This is a genomic window from Caulobacter sp. Root487D2Y (assembly GCF_001427165.1).
In the GTDB taxonomy this organism is placed as follows: Bacteria; Pseudomonadota; Alphaproteobacteria; order Caulobacterales; family Caulobacteraceae; genus Caulobacter.
Map to the genome: position 1 here is coordinate 175,287 of NZ_LMFD01000012.1, position 14,463 is coordinate 189,749.

The 14,463-nt window shown below is 68.6% G+C and carries 13 protein-coding genes; 2 read left to right on the forward strand and 11 right to left on the reverse strand.

Annotated features, from left to right (window positions below; genetic code table 11):
• Nucleotides 1–57: 57 nt before the first annotated feature.
• Together dnaE and sidA are read right to left on the reverse strand one after the other, a co-directional pair.
• Entirely contained in the window at nt 58–3,492 is a 3,435-nt protein-coding gene (gene dnaE / locus ASD38_RS18075) for a DNA polymerase III subunit alpha (RefSeq protein WP_056446682.1), read from the reverse strand.
• Between the two features lie 24 nt (nt 3,493–3,516).
• A complete protein-coding gene (gene sidA, locus ASD38_RS24945) occupies nt 3,517–3,606 on the reverse strand; it encodes a cell division inhibitor SidA (protein ID WP_035018457.1) in 90 nt (29 codons plus the stop codon).
• Between the two features lie 165 nt (nt 3,607–3,771).
• Between sidA and ASD38_RS18085 the strand changes: the two genes are divergently transcribed.
• A complete protein-coding gene (locus ASD38_RS18085) occupies nt 3,772–4,731 on the forward strand; it encodes a nucleoside hydrolase (RefSeq protein WP_056446679.1) in 960 nt (319 codons plus the stop codon).
• Nucleotides 4,732–4,798: 67 nt separating this feature from the next.
• Nucleotides 4,799–6,031 (forward strand): hypothetical protein, encoded by a 1,233-nt coding sequence (locus ASD38_RS18090; protein ID WP_156390766.1) that lies wholly within the window; start codon nt 4,799–4,801, stop codon nt 6,029–6,031.
• A gap of 3 nt (nt 6,032–6,034) precedes the next feature.
• Here the strand turns inward: ASD38_RS18090 and ASD38_RS18095 are convergent, their stop codons facing one another.
• From ASD38_RS18095 to ASD38_RS18135, 9 genes are all read right to left on the reverse strand, one after another.
• Entirely contained in the window at nt 6,035–6,721 is a 687-nt protein-coding gene (locus tag ASD38_RS18095) for an ABC transporter ATP-binding protein (RefSeq protein ID WP_056446839.1), read from the reverse strand.
• 13 nt (nt 6,722–6,734) lie between these two features.
• Nucleotides 6,735–8,009 carry a lipoprotein-releasing ABC transporter permease subunit gene (locus ASD38_RS18100; RefSeq protein ID WP_056446673.1) on the reverse strand — a complete coding sequence of 425 codons (1,275 nt, stop codon included), beginning with the start codon at nt 8,007–8,009 and terminating at the stop codon, nt 6,735–6,737.
• On the reverse strand, nt 8,009–9,346 hold the full coding sequence (proS, locus tag ASD38_RS18105; protein ID WP_056462159.1) for a proline--tRNA ligase: 1,338 nt from the start codon (nt 9,344–9,346) through the stop codon (nt 8,009–8,011). The genes ASD38_RS18100 and proS overlap by 1 nt, the downstream gene beginning before the upstream one ends.
• 388 nt (nt 9,347–9,734) lie before the next feature.
• Nucleotides 9,735–9,995, reverse strand: a complete 261-nt coding sequence (locus ASD38_RS18110) for a DUF1467 family protein (protein ID WP_056446667.1) — start codon at nt 9,993–9,995, stop codon at nt 9,735–9,737.
• A complete protein-coding gene (gene mce / locus ASD38_RS18115; protein ID WP_029913333.1) occupies nt 9,995–10,411 on the reverse strand; it encodes a methylmalonyl-CoA epimerase in 417 nt (138 codons plus the stop codon). The genes ASD38_RS18110 and mce overlap by 1 nt, the downstream gene beginning before the upstream one ends.
• A gap of 72 nt (nt 10,412–10,483) precedes the next feature.
• A complete protein-coding gene (locus ASD38_RS18120; protein WP_235523879.1) occupies nt 10,484–11,158 on the reverse strand; it encodes a rhomboid family intramembrane serine protease in 675 nt (224 codons plus the stop codon).
• Between the two features lie 76 nt (nt 11,159–11,234).
• A complete protein-coding gene (locus ASD38_RS18125) occupies nt 11,235–12,929 on the reverse strand; it encodes a ribonuclease J (protein WP_056446662.1) in 1,695 nt (564 codons plus the stop codon).
• Complete coding sequence (locus tag ASD38_RS18130; RefSeq protein ID WP_056446836.1) at nt 12,929–13,714, reverse strand: type III pantothenate kinase; 786 nt, start codon at nt 13,712–13,714, stop codon at nt 12,929–12,931. The genes ASD38_RS18125 and ASD38_RS18130 overlap by 1 nt, the downstream gene beginning before the upstream one ends.
• Complete coding sequence (locus ASD38_RS18135) at nt 13,711–14,463, reverse strand: biotin--[acetyl-CoA-carboxylase] ligase (protein WP_056446833.1); 753 nt, start codon at nt 14,461–14,463, stop codon at nt 13,711–13,713. Before ASD38_RS18135 ends, ASD38_RS18130 begins: the two co-directional genes overlap by 4 nt.

Sequence of the window (14,463 nt, forward strand, 5' to 3'; positions counted from 1 at the left end):
GCCGAGGACGACCGTCGCCATGCCTCCGGGGCGGACGCGGCGCACGCCCGGCGCGCCCTAGACGTCTTCCAGCAGCGCCACCCCCGGCGCGGTCTTCAGGGCGCCGCGCAGGGCGGCGTCGAGGGTGTAGCGGCCAGGCAGCTTCATCTCGATCTCGCGGCCGCCGCCCAGGGCGGCGATCAGGCTGATCTCGCCGCCGCGCGGCGAGGCGGCCGGCTCCAGCCGCTTCTTCAGGGCCGCGATCTCGGTGGCCGAGGGCGACAGGTGCAGGCGCAGGCCGGCCACCATGTTCTCGATGGCCTTCTCGATCGGCTCGGCGTCGTCGCCGAAGAACCGCACTTCGCCGTCGCGGGCCTTGGCGCGGACCTTGATCGACACCGCCTTGCCCGGCTCCAGCACCTCGCGGCACTTGCGCAGCGCCTCGGGCGGGAACAGCACCTCGTACTCGCCGCTGGGGTCCGACAGCGAGACGAAGGCGAAGCGCTCGCCGCTCTGCGAGGCGCGCTCCTGGCGGCGGCGGACCACGCCGCACATCCGGAAGGCCTCCATGCCGGCCTCGGCGCGCGGGATCACCTCGGTCAGCATGTGGGTGCGCCGGCGGCGCAGCACCCCGACCATGTCGTCCAGCGGGTGGCCGGTCAGGTAGAAGCCGACGGCGGCCAGCTCCTCGTCCAGCAGGTCGACCTGGCTCCAGGGCTCGGTCTTCTTCAGGCGCGGGCGGCCGGCGGCCGGGTCGCCGCCGAACAGGGCGTGCTGGCCGCCCTGGCGATCGGCCGCGATGCTCTGGCCGTGGGCGATCAGCACGTCGGCCGAGGCGAAGATCTGGGCGCGGTTCTTGGACAGGGAGTCAAAGGCCCCGGCCCGGGCCAGGTTCTCGATCGCCCGCTTGTTGACCAGCTTGGGATCGACGCGCTCGACGAAGTCGAAGATGTCGCGGAACGGCCCACCCTCCTCGCGGATGGCGACCAGGTGCTTCATGGCCTCCAGCCCGACGTTGCGCACCGCGCCGAGCGCATAGAGCACCTCGCCGTTCTCGACCTCGAAGTCGGCGCCCGAGCGATTGACGTCCGGCGGCCGCACGACGATGTCGAAGCGCCGGGCGTCCTGGTGGAAGACCGCCAGCTTGTCGGTGTTCGACAGGTCCAGGCTCATCGACGCGGCCAGGAACTCGACCGGCGTATTGGCCTTCAGCCAGGCCGTCTGGTAGGCGATCAGGGCGTAGGCGGCGGCGTGCGACTTGTTGAAGCCGTAGCCGGCGAACTTGGCCACCAGTTCGAAGATCGAGCCGGACTGCTCCTCGGGGACGTTCTTGTCCTTGGCCCCGGCGACGAAACGGATCTTCTGGAGATCCATTTCCTCCTTCTTCTTCTTGCCCATGGCGCGGCGCAGAAGGTCGGCTTCGCCCAGGCTGTAGCCGGCCAGGATCTGGGCGATCTGCATCACCTGTTCCTGGTAGACGATGACGCCGTAGGTCTCCTTCAGCACCACCTCCAGCGAGGGGTGCAGGTTGTCGACGGGCTTTCGTCCGAACTTGCAGTCCACGAAGGTGTCGATGTTGTCCATCGGCCCCGGGCGGTACAGCGAGATCAGCGCGGTGATCTCCTCGATCGAGCCGCAGCGCATCTTGCGCAGGGTGTCGCGCATGCCCTGGCTTTCCAGCTGGAACACGCCGACCGTCTGGCCGGAGGCGAGCAGTTCGTAGGTCTTGGCGTCGTCGAACGGCAGACGGCTGAGGTCGATGATCTCGCCGCGCTTCTTCAGATGCTTCACCGCCCGGTCCAGCACGGTCAGGGTCTTCAGACCCAAGAAGTCGAACTTCACCAGACCGGCGCTCTCGACCCATTTCATGTTGAACTGGGTGGCCGGCAGGTCCGAGCGCGGATCCTTGTAGAGCGGGGTCAGCTGGGTCAGGGGCCGGTCGCCGATCACCACGCCGGCGGCGTGGGTCGAGGCGTTGCGGAACAGGCCTTCCAGCTGCAGGGCAACGTCCAGGCAGGCCTTGACGTTGCCGTCCTCGTCGCGGGCCTGCTTGAGGCGTGGCTCGATGTCGATGGCCTGGGCCAGGGTCACCGGCGCGGCCGGGTTGTTGGGCACCATTTTACAGAGCCGGTCGACCAGGCCCAGCGGCAGCTGCATCACCCGGCCGACGTCGCGCAGCACGGCGCGGGCCTGCAGGGAGCCGAAGGTGATGATCTGGGCCACGCGGTCGCGGCCGTACTTCTCCTGCACGTAGGAGATCACCTCTTCGCGGCGCTCCTGGCAGAAGTCGATGTCGAAGTCGGGCATCGAGACCCGCTCCGGATTGAGGAAGCGCTCGAACAGCAGGCCGAAGCGCAGCGGGTCCAGGTCGGTGATGGTCAGCACCCAGGCGACCAGCGATCCGGCGCCCGACCCCCGCCCGGGGCCCACGGGGATGCCGTGCTCCTTGGCCCACTTGATGAAGTCCGACACGATCAGGAAGTAGCCGGGGAAGCCCATCTTGATGATGATCGACAGCTCGAAGTCGAGGCGGTCCCAATAGACCTGCTCGTCGACCGCCAGCTTATCCAGGGCCGCCAGACGCACCTTCAGGCCTTCCTTGGCCTGGTGGGTCAGCTCCTCGGGCTCGCTGCGGCCGTCGCCGGTGGGAAAGCTGGGCAGGATCGGGTCGCGCTTGTGCACCATGAAGGCGCAGCGGCGGGCGATGTCGAGGGTGTTGTCGCAGGCCTCCGGCAGGTCGGCGAACAGCTTGCGCATGTCCTCGGCCGGCTTGAACCAGTGCTCGGGCGTCACCCGCCGGCGCTCGTCCTGGCCCACGAAGGCGCCGTCGGAGATGCACAGCAGGGCGTCGTGGGCGTCGTACATCGCCGGCTTGGCGTAGTAGACGTCGTTGGTGGCGACCAGCGGCGCGTCGTTCTCATAGGCCCAGTGGACCAGGCCCGGCTCGGCGGCGGCCTGGCGCGGCAGGCCATGGCGTTGCAGCTCGACATAGAACCGGTCGCCGAACACCCGCTGCATCTCGGCCAGGGCCGCCTCGCCTTCGGCGGTCTTGCCGGCGGCCAGCAGGGCGTCGACCGGGCCGTCGGTGCCGCCCGACAGCAGGATCAGCCCCTCGGCGTGCTCGACCACCTTGGCCCAGGGCACGACCGGCTCGGCCATCTCGCCGCTTTCCAGATAGGCCAGCGACGACAGTTCCGAGAGGTTCAGATAGCCCCGCTCGTTCTGGACCAGCAGGGTGATGGTCGGCGTGCGGGCCCAGCGTTCGGTCGGCCCTGCCCCTACGCCCGACACCGCCAGGGCGCAGCCGATGATCGGCTGGACCCCGTAGTCCTTGGAATAGACGGAATATTCCAGGGCCCCGAACAGGTTGTTGCGATCGACCAGCCCCGCGGCCGGCATGCCCGCCGCCACGGCCAGGCCCGGGATCTTGTCGGCCTTGATGGCGCCTTCGAGCAGCGAATAGGCCGAGCGCACGCGAAGGTGGACGAACCCCTGCCCTTCATTGCCCGACATCACCGCACCTCATGGCTACACGACTCAGGCCACCAACTGGGCGACCTGACACATCATCCAGACGAAGCTGGCGACAGATACAAGCGCCAAAGACTCACGCGCGATACGGACCATGGGAACCCTCCTGCGATCGTTGCTCGTTTGTTCTATATTCCACTTTTGTTCTCCTCCGCAAGAGACCCGTGTTCGATTGCGAGCTTTTTTGTCGCGGTCCCGCCGGACCCGGCCAAGGCGGCGATTTCCGGTGGATTTGGCGGGCGGATCGGCGCAGATCGCCCCATGCGCCTGATCATCGACACCGACACCGCTGGAGACGACGTGTTCTCCCTGATGCTCGCCCTGCGCCGCCCCGGCGTGAGCGTCGAGGCCATCACCATCGCCCACGGCAATGTCGGTTTCGAGCAGCACGCCGAGAACGCCCTGGCCACCCTGGAGGCCTGTGAGCGCGGCGGCGAGGTTCCGGTCTATCTGGGCGCCCAGCGGCCGCTGACCCGCGCGCCGCTGGACGCGGCCTACGTGTTCGGGGCCGACGGCATGAGCGACAGCGGCTTTCCCAAGGCCGCCCAGCGCCCCTCCCCCGGCCACGCCGCCGACGAGATCGTGCGTCGGGTGATGGCGGCGCCCGGCGAGATCACCCTGATCGCCCAGGCGGCGCTGACCAACATCGCCCTGGCCTATCAGCGCGAGCCGCGCATCGCCCAGGCCGTCAAGCATCTGTGGATCATGGGCGGGACCGACAACGGAGTCGGCAACGTCACCCCGGCGGCCGAGTACAACCTCTATGTCGATCCGGAAGCCGCCAAGATCGTCGTCAACGCCGGCTTCCCGATGAGCATCGTCACCTGGACGGAGACCCTGCGGGACGGGCTTCTGTCCCTGGAGCAGTTGGCGGCTCTGGACGCGATCGGCACGCCGCGCGCGGCGTTCTTCACCCAGGTCAACCGAGCCTCCTTGGCCTTCGCCCAGCAGACGCAAGCCCTGGACGGCAGCCTGCACCCCGACGCCCTGACCTGCGCCGCGGCCCTGGACGAAAGCCTGATCCTGGAGTCGGCGATGGCCGTGGTCGACGTCGAGACGATGGGCGAGCTGACGCGCGGCTATCTGAGCGTCTCGCACCCCATCCTGCCGGACATCGAGGTGGCCGACCCGGCCCTGAGACGCCGACCGCCGAACGCGCGGGTGATCAAGAAGATCGACCAGGCGGGGTTCCATGCGGCATTGCGCCGCGCGCTCCTCTGAAGGCCCGGACTTAACTCAATCTCAGCACGCGCTGGACTAGCCTCTCCCGTCGTCGGGGGAGAAATCATTGCACAAAGCCGTCGCGCTCATGGCCGCGGTCGCGGGCCTGTCGGTCGCGGCTCAGGCCCACGCCGAGGTCGACCTGTTCTCCCGCCAGACCGTTTCCGGTCTGATCGACCTGCGCCTGGGCGCCGCCGACGGCGAGACGGCCTGGATCGACGGCGGCCTGGGCAAGGGGCGGTTCGGGGACGGCGGCAAGGCCGCGCTCGGCGAAGCCTCCATCGTCTGGGCCCCGCGCTTCTCCTCCCGGCTCGGCGCGGTGATCATCGCCCAGAGCCAACAGGCCCAGGACCGCGTGGTCGACGCCGGCGAGGCCTATCTGACCTATCGCGGCGACCTGACCGGCGGCGTGCGGCTGAGCGCCCGCGCCGGCCTGATGTACCCGCCGATCTCGCTGGAGCACGACGGCCTGGAATGGTCCGTGCCCGACACCATCACCCCCTCGGCGATCAACAGCTGGGTGGCGGAGGAGACCAAGGTCGTCGGACTGGAGGCCACGGCGCGCGGCGCGCTCGCCGGCCAGAAACTGAGCGCGACGGTCGGCGTCTTCACCCATGGCGACACCGCGGGCACGTTGCTGACCTTTCGCGGCTGGGCGCTGCACGACCTGAAGTCCAGCGCCACCGGCGACTTCCCGCTGCCGCGCCTCAGCCCGTTCATGATCAAGCGCCAGGCGCCGTTCACGACCTCGCTGCGCGAGCTGGACGGCCGCGCCGGCGTCTACGCGCGCCTCGAGTGGCGGCCCCGCGCGAACCTGATTCTGGACCTGTTCGCCTATGACAACGACGGCAACCGCACGGCCGTCGACAATCACGAATGGTCCTGGGAGACCCGGTTCTTCAACCTGGGCGCCCGCTGGGACATCGACGACGCCACTCACCTGCGCGCCCAGGCGATGCAGGGCGAGACCCTGATGGGCAAGTCCAACGCCAACGGAATTTGGACCGATGTCGGCTTCCAGGCGACCTATGTCTCGGTGACGCGCGACCTGGGGCCCGGCTCGCTGACCGGCCGGTTCGACCAGTTCTCGACCACCGACCGCACCAACAAGGCGGTCGACAACAACGCCGAGCACGGCTGGGCCGCGCTGGTCGCCTATCGCTGGGACCTGCGGCCGGACATGCACCTGGTGTTCGAGGGCCTGCGGATCGACAGCGACCGGCCCGAACGGGTCCGCCTGGGCGAGACGCCGCGGCAGACCCAGACGGTCGTGCAGACCGCGCTGCGGTATCTGTTCTAGGGCCTAGAAGCTCTGAGGAACCAGGTGGCCGTCCTTCAAGGCGAACACCCGGTCCATGTAGCGAGCCAGCTCCATGTTGTGGGTGGCGATCAGCGCCGCGACGCCGCGCTGGCGGGCCTGCTCGTACAGCGCCTCGAACACCGCCGCCGAATTGGCCGGATCCAGATTGCCGGTCGGCTCGTCGGCCAGCAGCAGCTTGGGGTGGTTGGCCAGGGCCCGGGCGATGGCCACGCGCTGCTGCTCGCCGCCGGACAGCTGGCCCGGCTGGTGATTGAGCCGTTCGGCCAGGCCCAACTGGTTCAGCATCTCGGTGGCGGCGGCGCGCGCCTCGCCCCGGCTTCTGCCGGCGATCATGGCCGGCATGGCCACGTTCTCGACGGCGCTGAACTCGGGCAGCAGGTGATGGAACTGGTAGACGAAGCCGACGGTCGAGAGCCGCACCTTGGTGCGCTGGCGTTCCGACAGCTTGGAGCAGTCGCGGCCGTCCAGGGCGATCAGGCCGGCGTTGGGTTTTTCCAACAGGCCCGCCGCGTGCAGCAGCGACGACTTGCCCGAACCGGACGGACCGATCAGCCCGACCACCTCGCCGGGATAGACGTCCAGGTCGACGCCGCGCAGCACGTTCAGCGCCCCGGCCTCGGTGACGTAGGTGCGCTCAACGCCGCGCAGGGCCAGGACGGGGCTGGCCACGGGCTGGGTGGGATCACTCATAGCGAAGGGCCTCGACCGGATCGAGCCGCGAGGCGCGGATGGCGGGCGGCAGGGTGGCCAGGATGCTCATGGCCGTCGAGATGCCGACGATGCTGGCCACCTCGGCCCAATCGATCTTGGCCGGGATGTGGGCCAGGAAATAGATGTCGGCGCTGAACACCGCCGTGCCGGTCACCCACTCCACGAAATTCTGGATGGTGCTGATGTTGGCGCAGAACAGGGTGCCGAGCAGCAGGCCCGCCAGGGTGCCCGACAGGCCGATCGAGGCGCCGGCCATGATGAAGATCCGCAGGATCGAGGCCTGGCTGGCCCCCATGGTCCGCAGGATGGCGATGTCGCGGCCCTTGTTCTTCACCAGCATGACCAGGGCCGAGATGATGTTCAGGGTGGCGATGGCGACGATGAAGAACAGGATCAGCCGCATCACCTTGCGTTCGACCTGCAGGGCGTTGAAGTAGCTGGAGTTCTTGTCCATCCAGTCCTGGACGAAGGCGCCCGGGCCGCTGGCCTGTTCGATGATCGGCTTGATCTCCTTGGCCCGGTCGGGGTCGGCGATCTTGATCTCGACATAGTCGATCGAGGTGTCGCGGCCGAAGAACAGCTGGGCCTGGGGCAGCGCCATGTAGACGAAGCTCTCGTCGAACTGGCTCATGCCGACGCTGAAGATGCCGCCGACCGTGTAGTCCTTTTCGCGCGTCGAGGTCCCGAACGCCGTGGCCGGGCCGGAGGGCGAGATCAGGGTGATGGCGTCGCCGGCCGACAGGCCCAGATTGCGGGCCATGCGGTCGCCGATCAGCACGATGTCGCCGCCGTACTCACCCTCGCCGAACCCGGCCAGCGAGCCGCGCTTGATGTTGGACGAGATCATCTTCATGCCGCGCAGATCGGCCGGGGTGACCCCGCGCACGATGGCGCCGGACACCTGGCTGGGACCGATGACCATGGCCTGGGCCTCGACCATCGGCGCGGCCTGGGTCACGCCGCGCACGGCCTTGATGCGGTTGATGACGCCGTCGCGGTCCGGTCCGTTCAGCAGCGGACCCTGAGCGTAGACGTGGCCGTTGAAACCCAGCAGCCGGCCCAGCAGCTCGGCGCGGAAGCCGTTCATCACGCTCATCACGGTGATCAGGGCGAAGACCGCCAGCATCACCGCCGCGAACGAGATGATGGCGATCAGCGCCACGCCGCCGTTCTTGCGCTTGTTGCGCAGGTACCGCCAGGCGACGGTGCGCTCCCAGGTTCCGAACGGACCGGCGCCGAGGGCCATCAGGCGGCCTTGCCCGATTGGGGGCCGGTGAGTTGGGCGATCACGTCGGCCAGCGGGGCGCTGTGGCGCTCGCCGGTCTTGCGGTTCTTGATCTCGACCACGCCCTCGGCGACGCCCTTGGGGCCGACGATCAGCTGCCAGGGCACGCCGATCAGGTCCATGGTGGCGAACTTGGTGCCGCCTCGGGTGTCGGTGTCGTCATAGAGCGGGTCGCGGCCGGCGGCCTTGAGCGCCTGGTAGGCGGTCTCGCAGGCTTCGTCGCAGGCGGCGTCGCCCTGGCGCATGTTGATGATCCCGACGCCGAACGGGGCGACGGACTCGGGCCAGATGATGCCGCCCTCGTCGTGGCTGGCCTCGATGATCGCGCCCAGCAGGCGTGAGACGCCGACGCCGTAGCTGCCCATCTGCACCGGCACGTCCTTGCCGTCCGGCCCGGTGACCAGGGCCTTCATCGGCTCGGAATATTTGGTCCCGAACGAGAAGATGTGGCCCACCTCGATGCCGCGCGCCGACAGGCGGTCGCCCTCGGGGATGGCGTCGAAGGCCGCCGCGTCGTGCATTTCCTCGGTGGCGGCGTAGAGCGCGGTGCGCTGGTTCACCAGCGGCTGCAGGTCGCCGAACCAGTCGACGTCCGGACCGGGCGCGGCCATCTCGACCAGGTCCTTGTGGCAGAAGACGGCGCTTTCGCCGGTGTCGGCCAGGACGATGAACTCGTGGCTGAGGTCGCCGCCGATCGGGCCGGTGTCGGCGCGCATCGGCACGGCCTTCAGGCCCATGCGCGAGAACAGGTTCAGATAGGCCACGAACATGCGGTTATAGGCCTTGCGCGCGCCCTCGGCGTCGAGGTCGAAGCTGTAGGCGTCCTTCATCAGGAACTCGCGGCCGCGCATCACGCCGAAGCGCGGACGCGTCTCGTCGCGGAACTTCCACTGGATGTTGTAGAGGTTCTTCGGCAGCTCCTTGTAGCTCCGCACATGGGCCCGGAAGATGTCGGTGACGACTTCCTCGGCGGTGGGGCCGTAGAGCAGATCGCGCTTGTTGCGGTCGGTGATGCGCAGCATCTCGTCGCCATAGGCCTCGTAGCGGCCGCTCTCGCGCCACAGGTCGGCCAACTGGATCGTCGGCATCAGCAGTTCGATCGCGCCGGCCCGATCCATTTCTTCACGGACGATCTGCTCGACCTTCTTGAGCACCTTCAGGCCCAGCGGCAGCCAGGCGTAGATGCCCGCCGCCTCCTGGCGGATCATGCCCGCGCGCAGCATCAGCTGGTGCGAGACGATCTGGGCGTCGGAGGGAGCTTCTTTCAGAACGGGCAGGAAATAGCGCGACAGGCGCATGGACGAGACGTCTCCGGGGAATTCGAGGCGTTGAGATAGCCGCTTGGGCGTCAGCTTGGCAACGCGCGCGGCGAAAAGATGACGTTCCGAGGTGTTGGATCAACCGGTCACCGGTCGGCGTAAGAAAGCGTGACCGTGAAAAAGGGTCCATCGCCGGCGAAAAGAAGGCCGCGCGGTCCTCGCGCGGCCTTTCAAGTCATCGTCGGGGAAGACGCCACAGAGCAAGGTCGGAAAAGCCGGCCTCGTGACTCCGAGATTAGGCTCCGAACGGTTGTTCGAGGCGCCCGATTGCGTCTGGTCTGGCCAGTTGGCGAAGTTCGCCCACGGATTGGGCGAATGCCGGCAAATATGACGTCGCGCGCCCAAGGCTTGGGCGCCATTCCTGTGATCAATAGCTGGCGGGCAGGGCCGGCAGGGTGATCAGGTGGAAGCGGATGACCAGCAGCAGCGCCGCCATCACCAGCGCCGACACCCAGGTCGTCGTGAAGAACTTGCGCTTCAGGTTCGGATTGACCGGCGCGCCGGGGTCGGCGCCCGGCGGCGGCTCGATCCCCAGCTCCTTGAAGGTGCGGTTGCCCAGCGGCAGCACGGCGAACAGCGTGGTCCACCAGATGGTCAGATAGACGGCGATGCAGGTGACGGGACCCATCAGTGAGCCTCTTTCGGCGTTTCCATGAGCTCGACCAGCATGCCGCCCATGTCCTTGGGGTGAACGAAGATGATCAAGGTGCCGTGGGCGCCGATGCGCGGCTCGCCCAGCACGGTGGCGCCCTTGGCGACCAGGCTGTCGCGAGCCTCGTAGATGTTTTCCACCTCGAAGCAGATGTGATGCTGGCCGCCCTTGGGGTTCTTGGCCAGGAAGCCGTGGATCGGCGAGGCCTCGCCATAGGGCTCGATCAGCTCGATCTGGCTGTTGGGCAGGTTGACGAAGCAGACCCACACGCCCTGCTCGGGCATGGCCCACTTTTCGGTGTGCGAGGTCGCGCCCAGCAGGTCGCGGTACATCTTCACCGACTCGTCGATGGAGGGCGTGGCGACGCCGACGTGGTTGAGCTTGCCGATCATGGTCCGTTCCCGCGTATTCTTGTGATTGCGGTTGGCCTAGCACCGATGCCGCACTGCGAAAAGAGCGACCAGTCAGCGCGCCGGCGCGGGCTCGCGCAGCCAGTGGAAGCGGACCGGCATGACCTGGATCAGCAGGATCCCGGCGAGGAACCCGCCCAGGTGGGCCTGCCAGGCGATGCCCATCACGCCCGAACCGGACGCGGCGCCGTAGGCCGCGCCCATGCCGACCACCAGCAGGTTGGAGAACAGCGCCGAGCCGACCTGCTGGGCGACGCCGCGCGAGAACAGCGGCGCCAGCCTGGCCTGTCCGGGCGCGGCCAGTCGGGCGACGGCGCCCCACAGGCCGAAGATCGCGCCCGACGCGCCGACCGCCCCGCTTTGCTCCGGCGCCAGCAGGATGAACGCCCCGGCTCCGGCCAGTCCGCAGACGACGAAGAAGAACAGGAACAGCAGTCCGCCGATCCAGTCGCGGCCCAGACGCTGGGCGATCGCCGGCCCCAGGGCGATCAGGGCGCCGCTGTTCATCGTGATGTGCAGCCAACCCAGGGTCTGCCCCCAACTGGCGTGCAGGAACATGTGGGTCAGCGGCGTCCACCACAGGCCCTGGAACACGCCCGGCTTCCACAGCGCGCCGTAGAAGAAGATCGCGTCGCCGTAGCCGAGGCTCTCGCCGACCGCCTGGAGGGCGCAAATCAGCCAGAGCACGCCGGTGATCACCAGGACCGGCCAGGCCTCGAACCAGAGCATGGACGGCCCCCTGCCCCACAACGCTTCGCGTTGGGGGGTCTCGGCGACGGGCGTCCGCTCGTCGGTCATCGCGCGGCTAGACCCGCAGGACCGTGGTCTCGACCACGGGCTTGCGTTCCCAGATGCGGAAGGCGGCCTTCTTCACGGCCTTGGACAGGGCGCTCTCGATGGCCTCGTCGATCTCGCACTGCTCGCCGCTCAGGCGCTTGAAGGCGGTCTCGGCCTCCTCGGCCAGGTCGTCCAGCGCGTCGTCCAGCGGATATTCGGCGTCGCCGGCCAGGCCCAGGCCGCGGACCTGCGGGCCCGAGACGATGCGGTTGCGGCCGTCCAGCACGACCGACACGGCCAGCATGCCGTTGAACGCCGCGTGACGCCGCTCGCGCAGGGCCTCGCCGTTCTCGGGCGTCACCACCCCGCCGTCGACATAGAGGCGGCCCGACGGGACCTCGTCGATGATCTGCGGATGGCCGGGGGCCAGCAGCACCATGTCGCCGTTGCGCGGGCTGACCGCGTGCGGCACCTGCAGGTCCTTGGCGAAGGCGGCGTGCTCGATCAGGTGGCGGCGCTCGCCGTGGGTCGGCACTGCGATATGCGGCCGGGCCCACTGGTACATCTGCTTGAGCTCGTCGCGGCACGGGTGGCCGCTGACGTGGATGCCGGGGGTGTCGCGTTCGGTGTGCAGGCGCACGCCGCGGTCGGCCAGCTTGTTCTGCAGATTGCGGATCGGGATCTCGTTGCCCGGGATCACCCGCGAACTGAAGATCACGTGGTCGCCCTGCGAGAGCTTGACGTGCGGGTGGGTGCCTTCGGCGATCCGGGCCAGGGCCGCGCGGGCCTCGCCCTGGCTGCCGGTGCACAGGAACAACACCTCGTTCTCGGGCAGGTACTTGGCCTGGTCGTCGGTGATGAAGGGCTCCAGCCCCTCCAGCAGGCCGACGTGGCGGGCCGCCGCGCTCATCCGGTGCATCGAGCGGCCGGCCAGGCAGACCTTGCGGCCGGCCGCCTGGGCGGCGCGGATCACGGTGTCCATCCGGGCCACGTTCGAGGCGAAGCAGGCCACGGCGATCTTGCCGGTCAGGCCCTTGATCAGCCGGTTCATCGCCACGCGGACGTCGGCTTCCGAGCCGGCCACGCCGTCGACGAAGACGTTGGTGCTGTCGCAGACCATGGCCAGCACGCCCTCGTCGCCGAGACGCTGGATGGCCGCGATGTCGGTGGGGCCGCCCAACTGCGGGTCCGGATCGATCTTCCAGTCGCCGGTGTGCAGGATCGTGCCCAGCGGGGTCTTGATCGCCAGGCCGTTCGGCTCGGGGATCGAGTGGGTCAGGGTGATCATTTCCAGATGGAACGGACCCAGGTCGAAGCTGCCGCTCAGCGGGATCTCGGTGATCGGCACCTCGTCCAGCAGGCGGGCGTCGCGCAGCTTCTCGCGCAGCAGGAAGGCGGTGAACGGCGTGGCGTAGACGGGCGCCTTCAGGCGCGGCCACAGCCAGTGCACGGCGCCCAGGTGGTCTTCGTGGGCGTGGGTCAGGACGATCCCGATGATGTCGTCCTTGTAGGCCTCGATGAATTCGGGGTCGGGCAGGATGATTTCGACGCCGGGCGTCGTCTGGTCGCCGAAGGTCACGCCCAGGTCGACGACGATCCACTTGCGGTCGTCGGCCGGGCCATAGCCGTACAGATTGAAGTTCATGCCGATCTCGTTCGACCCGCCTAGCGGCAGGAAGACGAGTTCGTCCTTGGGGGAAGGCTTGTCGGTATATTTGGTCATTAGGTCTCTAGATGGGTGTTGCGACGATGAATTTCGAGGAGACCACGAATGGTCAGATCTGAATCGAAGTGGTCGATGCTGTCGGTGGCGCCCTCGAACAGCGAGGCGACGCCGCCGGTGGCGACCACGGTCATGGGTTCGGCCCGTTCGGCCTTGATGCGGGCCACCAGGCCCTCGATCAGCGATATATAGCCCCAGAACACGCCCGATTGCATGGCGCTGACGGTGTCCGTGCCGACGATGCGGCCGCTCGACGGGCGCTGGATGGCGATGCGCGGCAGCTTGGCGGCGGCCTCGTGCAGGGCCTGCATGGAAAGATTGATGCCGGGGGCGATGATGCCGCCCTCGAACGCGCCGTCGGCCGCGACGATGTCGAAGGTGGTGGCGGTTCCGCTGTCGATGACGATCAGCGGGCCCGGATAGATCATGTGCGCGCCCACGGCGTTGACCAGGCGGTCGGCCCCGGCCTCGGACGGCTTGTCGATGCGCACGTCGACGCCCAGCTTGGCGTTCTCGCCGATCACCAGCGGTTCGACGTTGAAATAGCGGCGGCTGAGATTGCGCAGGTTGAAGATCGACTGCGGCACGACGCTGGAGATGATGCAGGCGTCGATGGCCCGGAAGCCCAGGCCCTGCATCGACAGCAGCTGCGACAGCCAGACCACGTATTCGTCGGCCGTGCGCGTGCTCTCGGTGGCGGCGCGCCACTGCGCGATCCACTCATTGCCATCATGGATGGCGAACATGGTGTTGGTGTTGCCCTGTTCGATGGCCAGCAGCATCAGGAGGCCCCTCCGAAAAAGACGTCGCCGGCGGTGATCCGCCGCAATTGGCCGTTCGCCAGACGAAGACGCAGCGCGCCGTCGCCGTCCAGCCCTTCGGCGATCCCCTCCAGGGTTTCGGTCCCCAGGCGGGCCACGCAGGGCTCGCCCAGGCCGTGGGCGCGGGCGGTCCAGGCGTCGGCGATGGCGGGGAAGCCCAGGCGCAGCCAGACGTCCTGCCAGCGCGCGAAGGCGGCGGCCAGGACCTCGATCGCCTCGATCGGCGACGGCGGCGGGGCGTCCCTGTAGGTGGTCAGGGCCGTGGCGGGGCGTTCGCTGTCGATCGGCTTGCGGGCCAGGTTCACGCCCACCCCGACGGCGATCCACAGGCCGCCGGTCGGCCGGGCCCCGGACTCCACCAGGACGCCGCTGACCTTCAGCCCGCCCAGCAGCGGGTCATTGGGCCATTTGAGGCTGACCAGGCCGGCGGGCGCATAGGCCGCCAGCAGGTCGGCGACCGCCAGGGCGGCGACGAACGACACCTGGGCGGCCTCGGCCGGCGGCTTGTCGGTGCGGAACAGCAGGGTGGCGGCCAGATTGCCTTCGCCCGTCTCCCAGGCGCGGCCGCGCCGGCCGCGGCCGGCCGTCTGGCGCAGGCCAACGATCCAGACCGGGCCCGCCTCCCCCGCTTCCGCGCGGCGACGGGCCTCGGCGTTGGTCGAGTCGATCTCGTCCAGAATGACGACGGGCGCGGGCGGAAGAGCGCCCGTCAC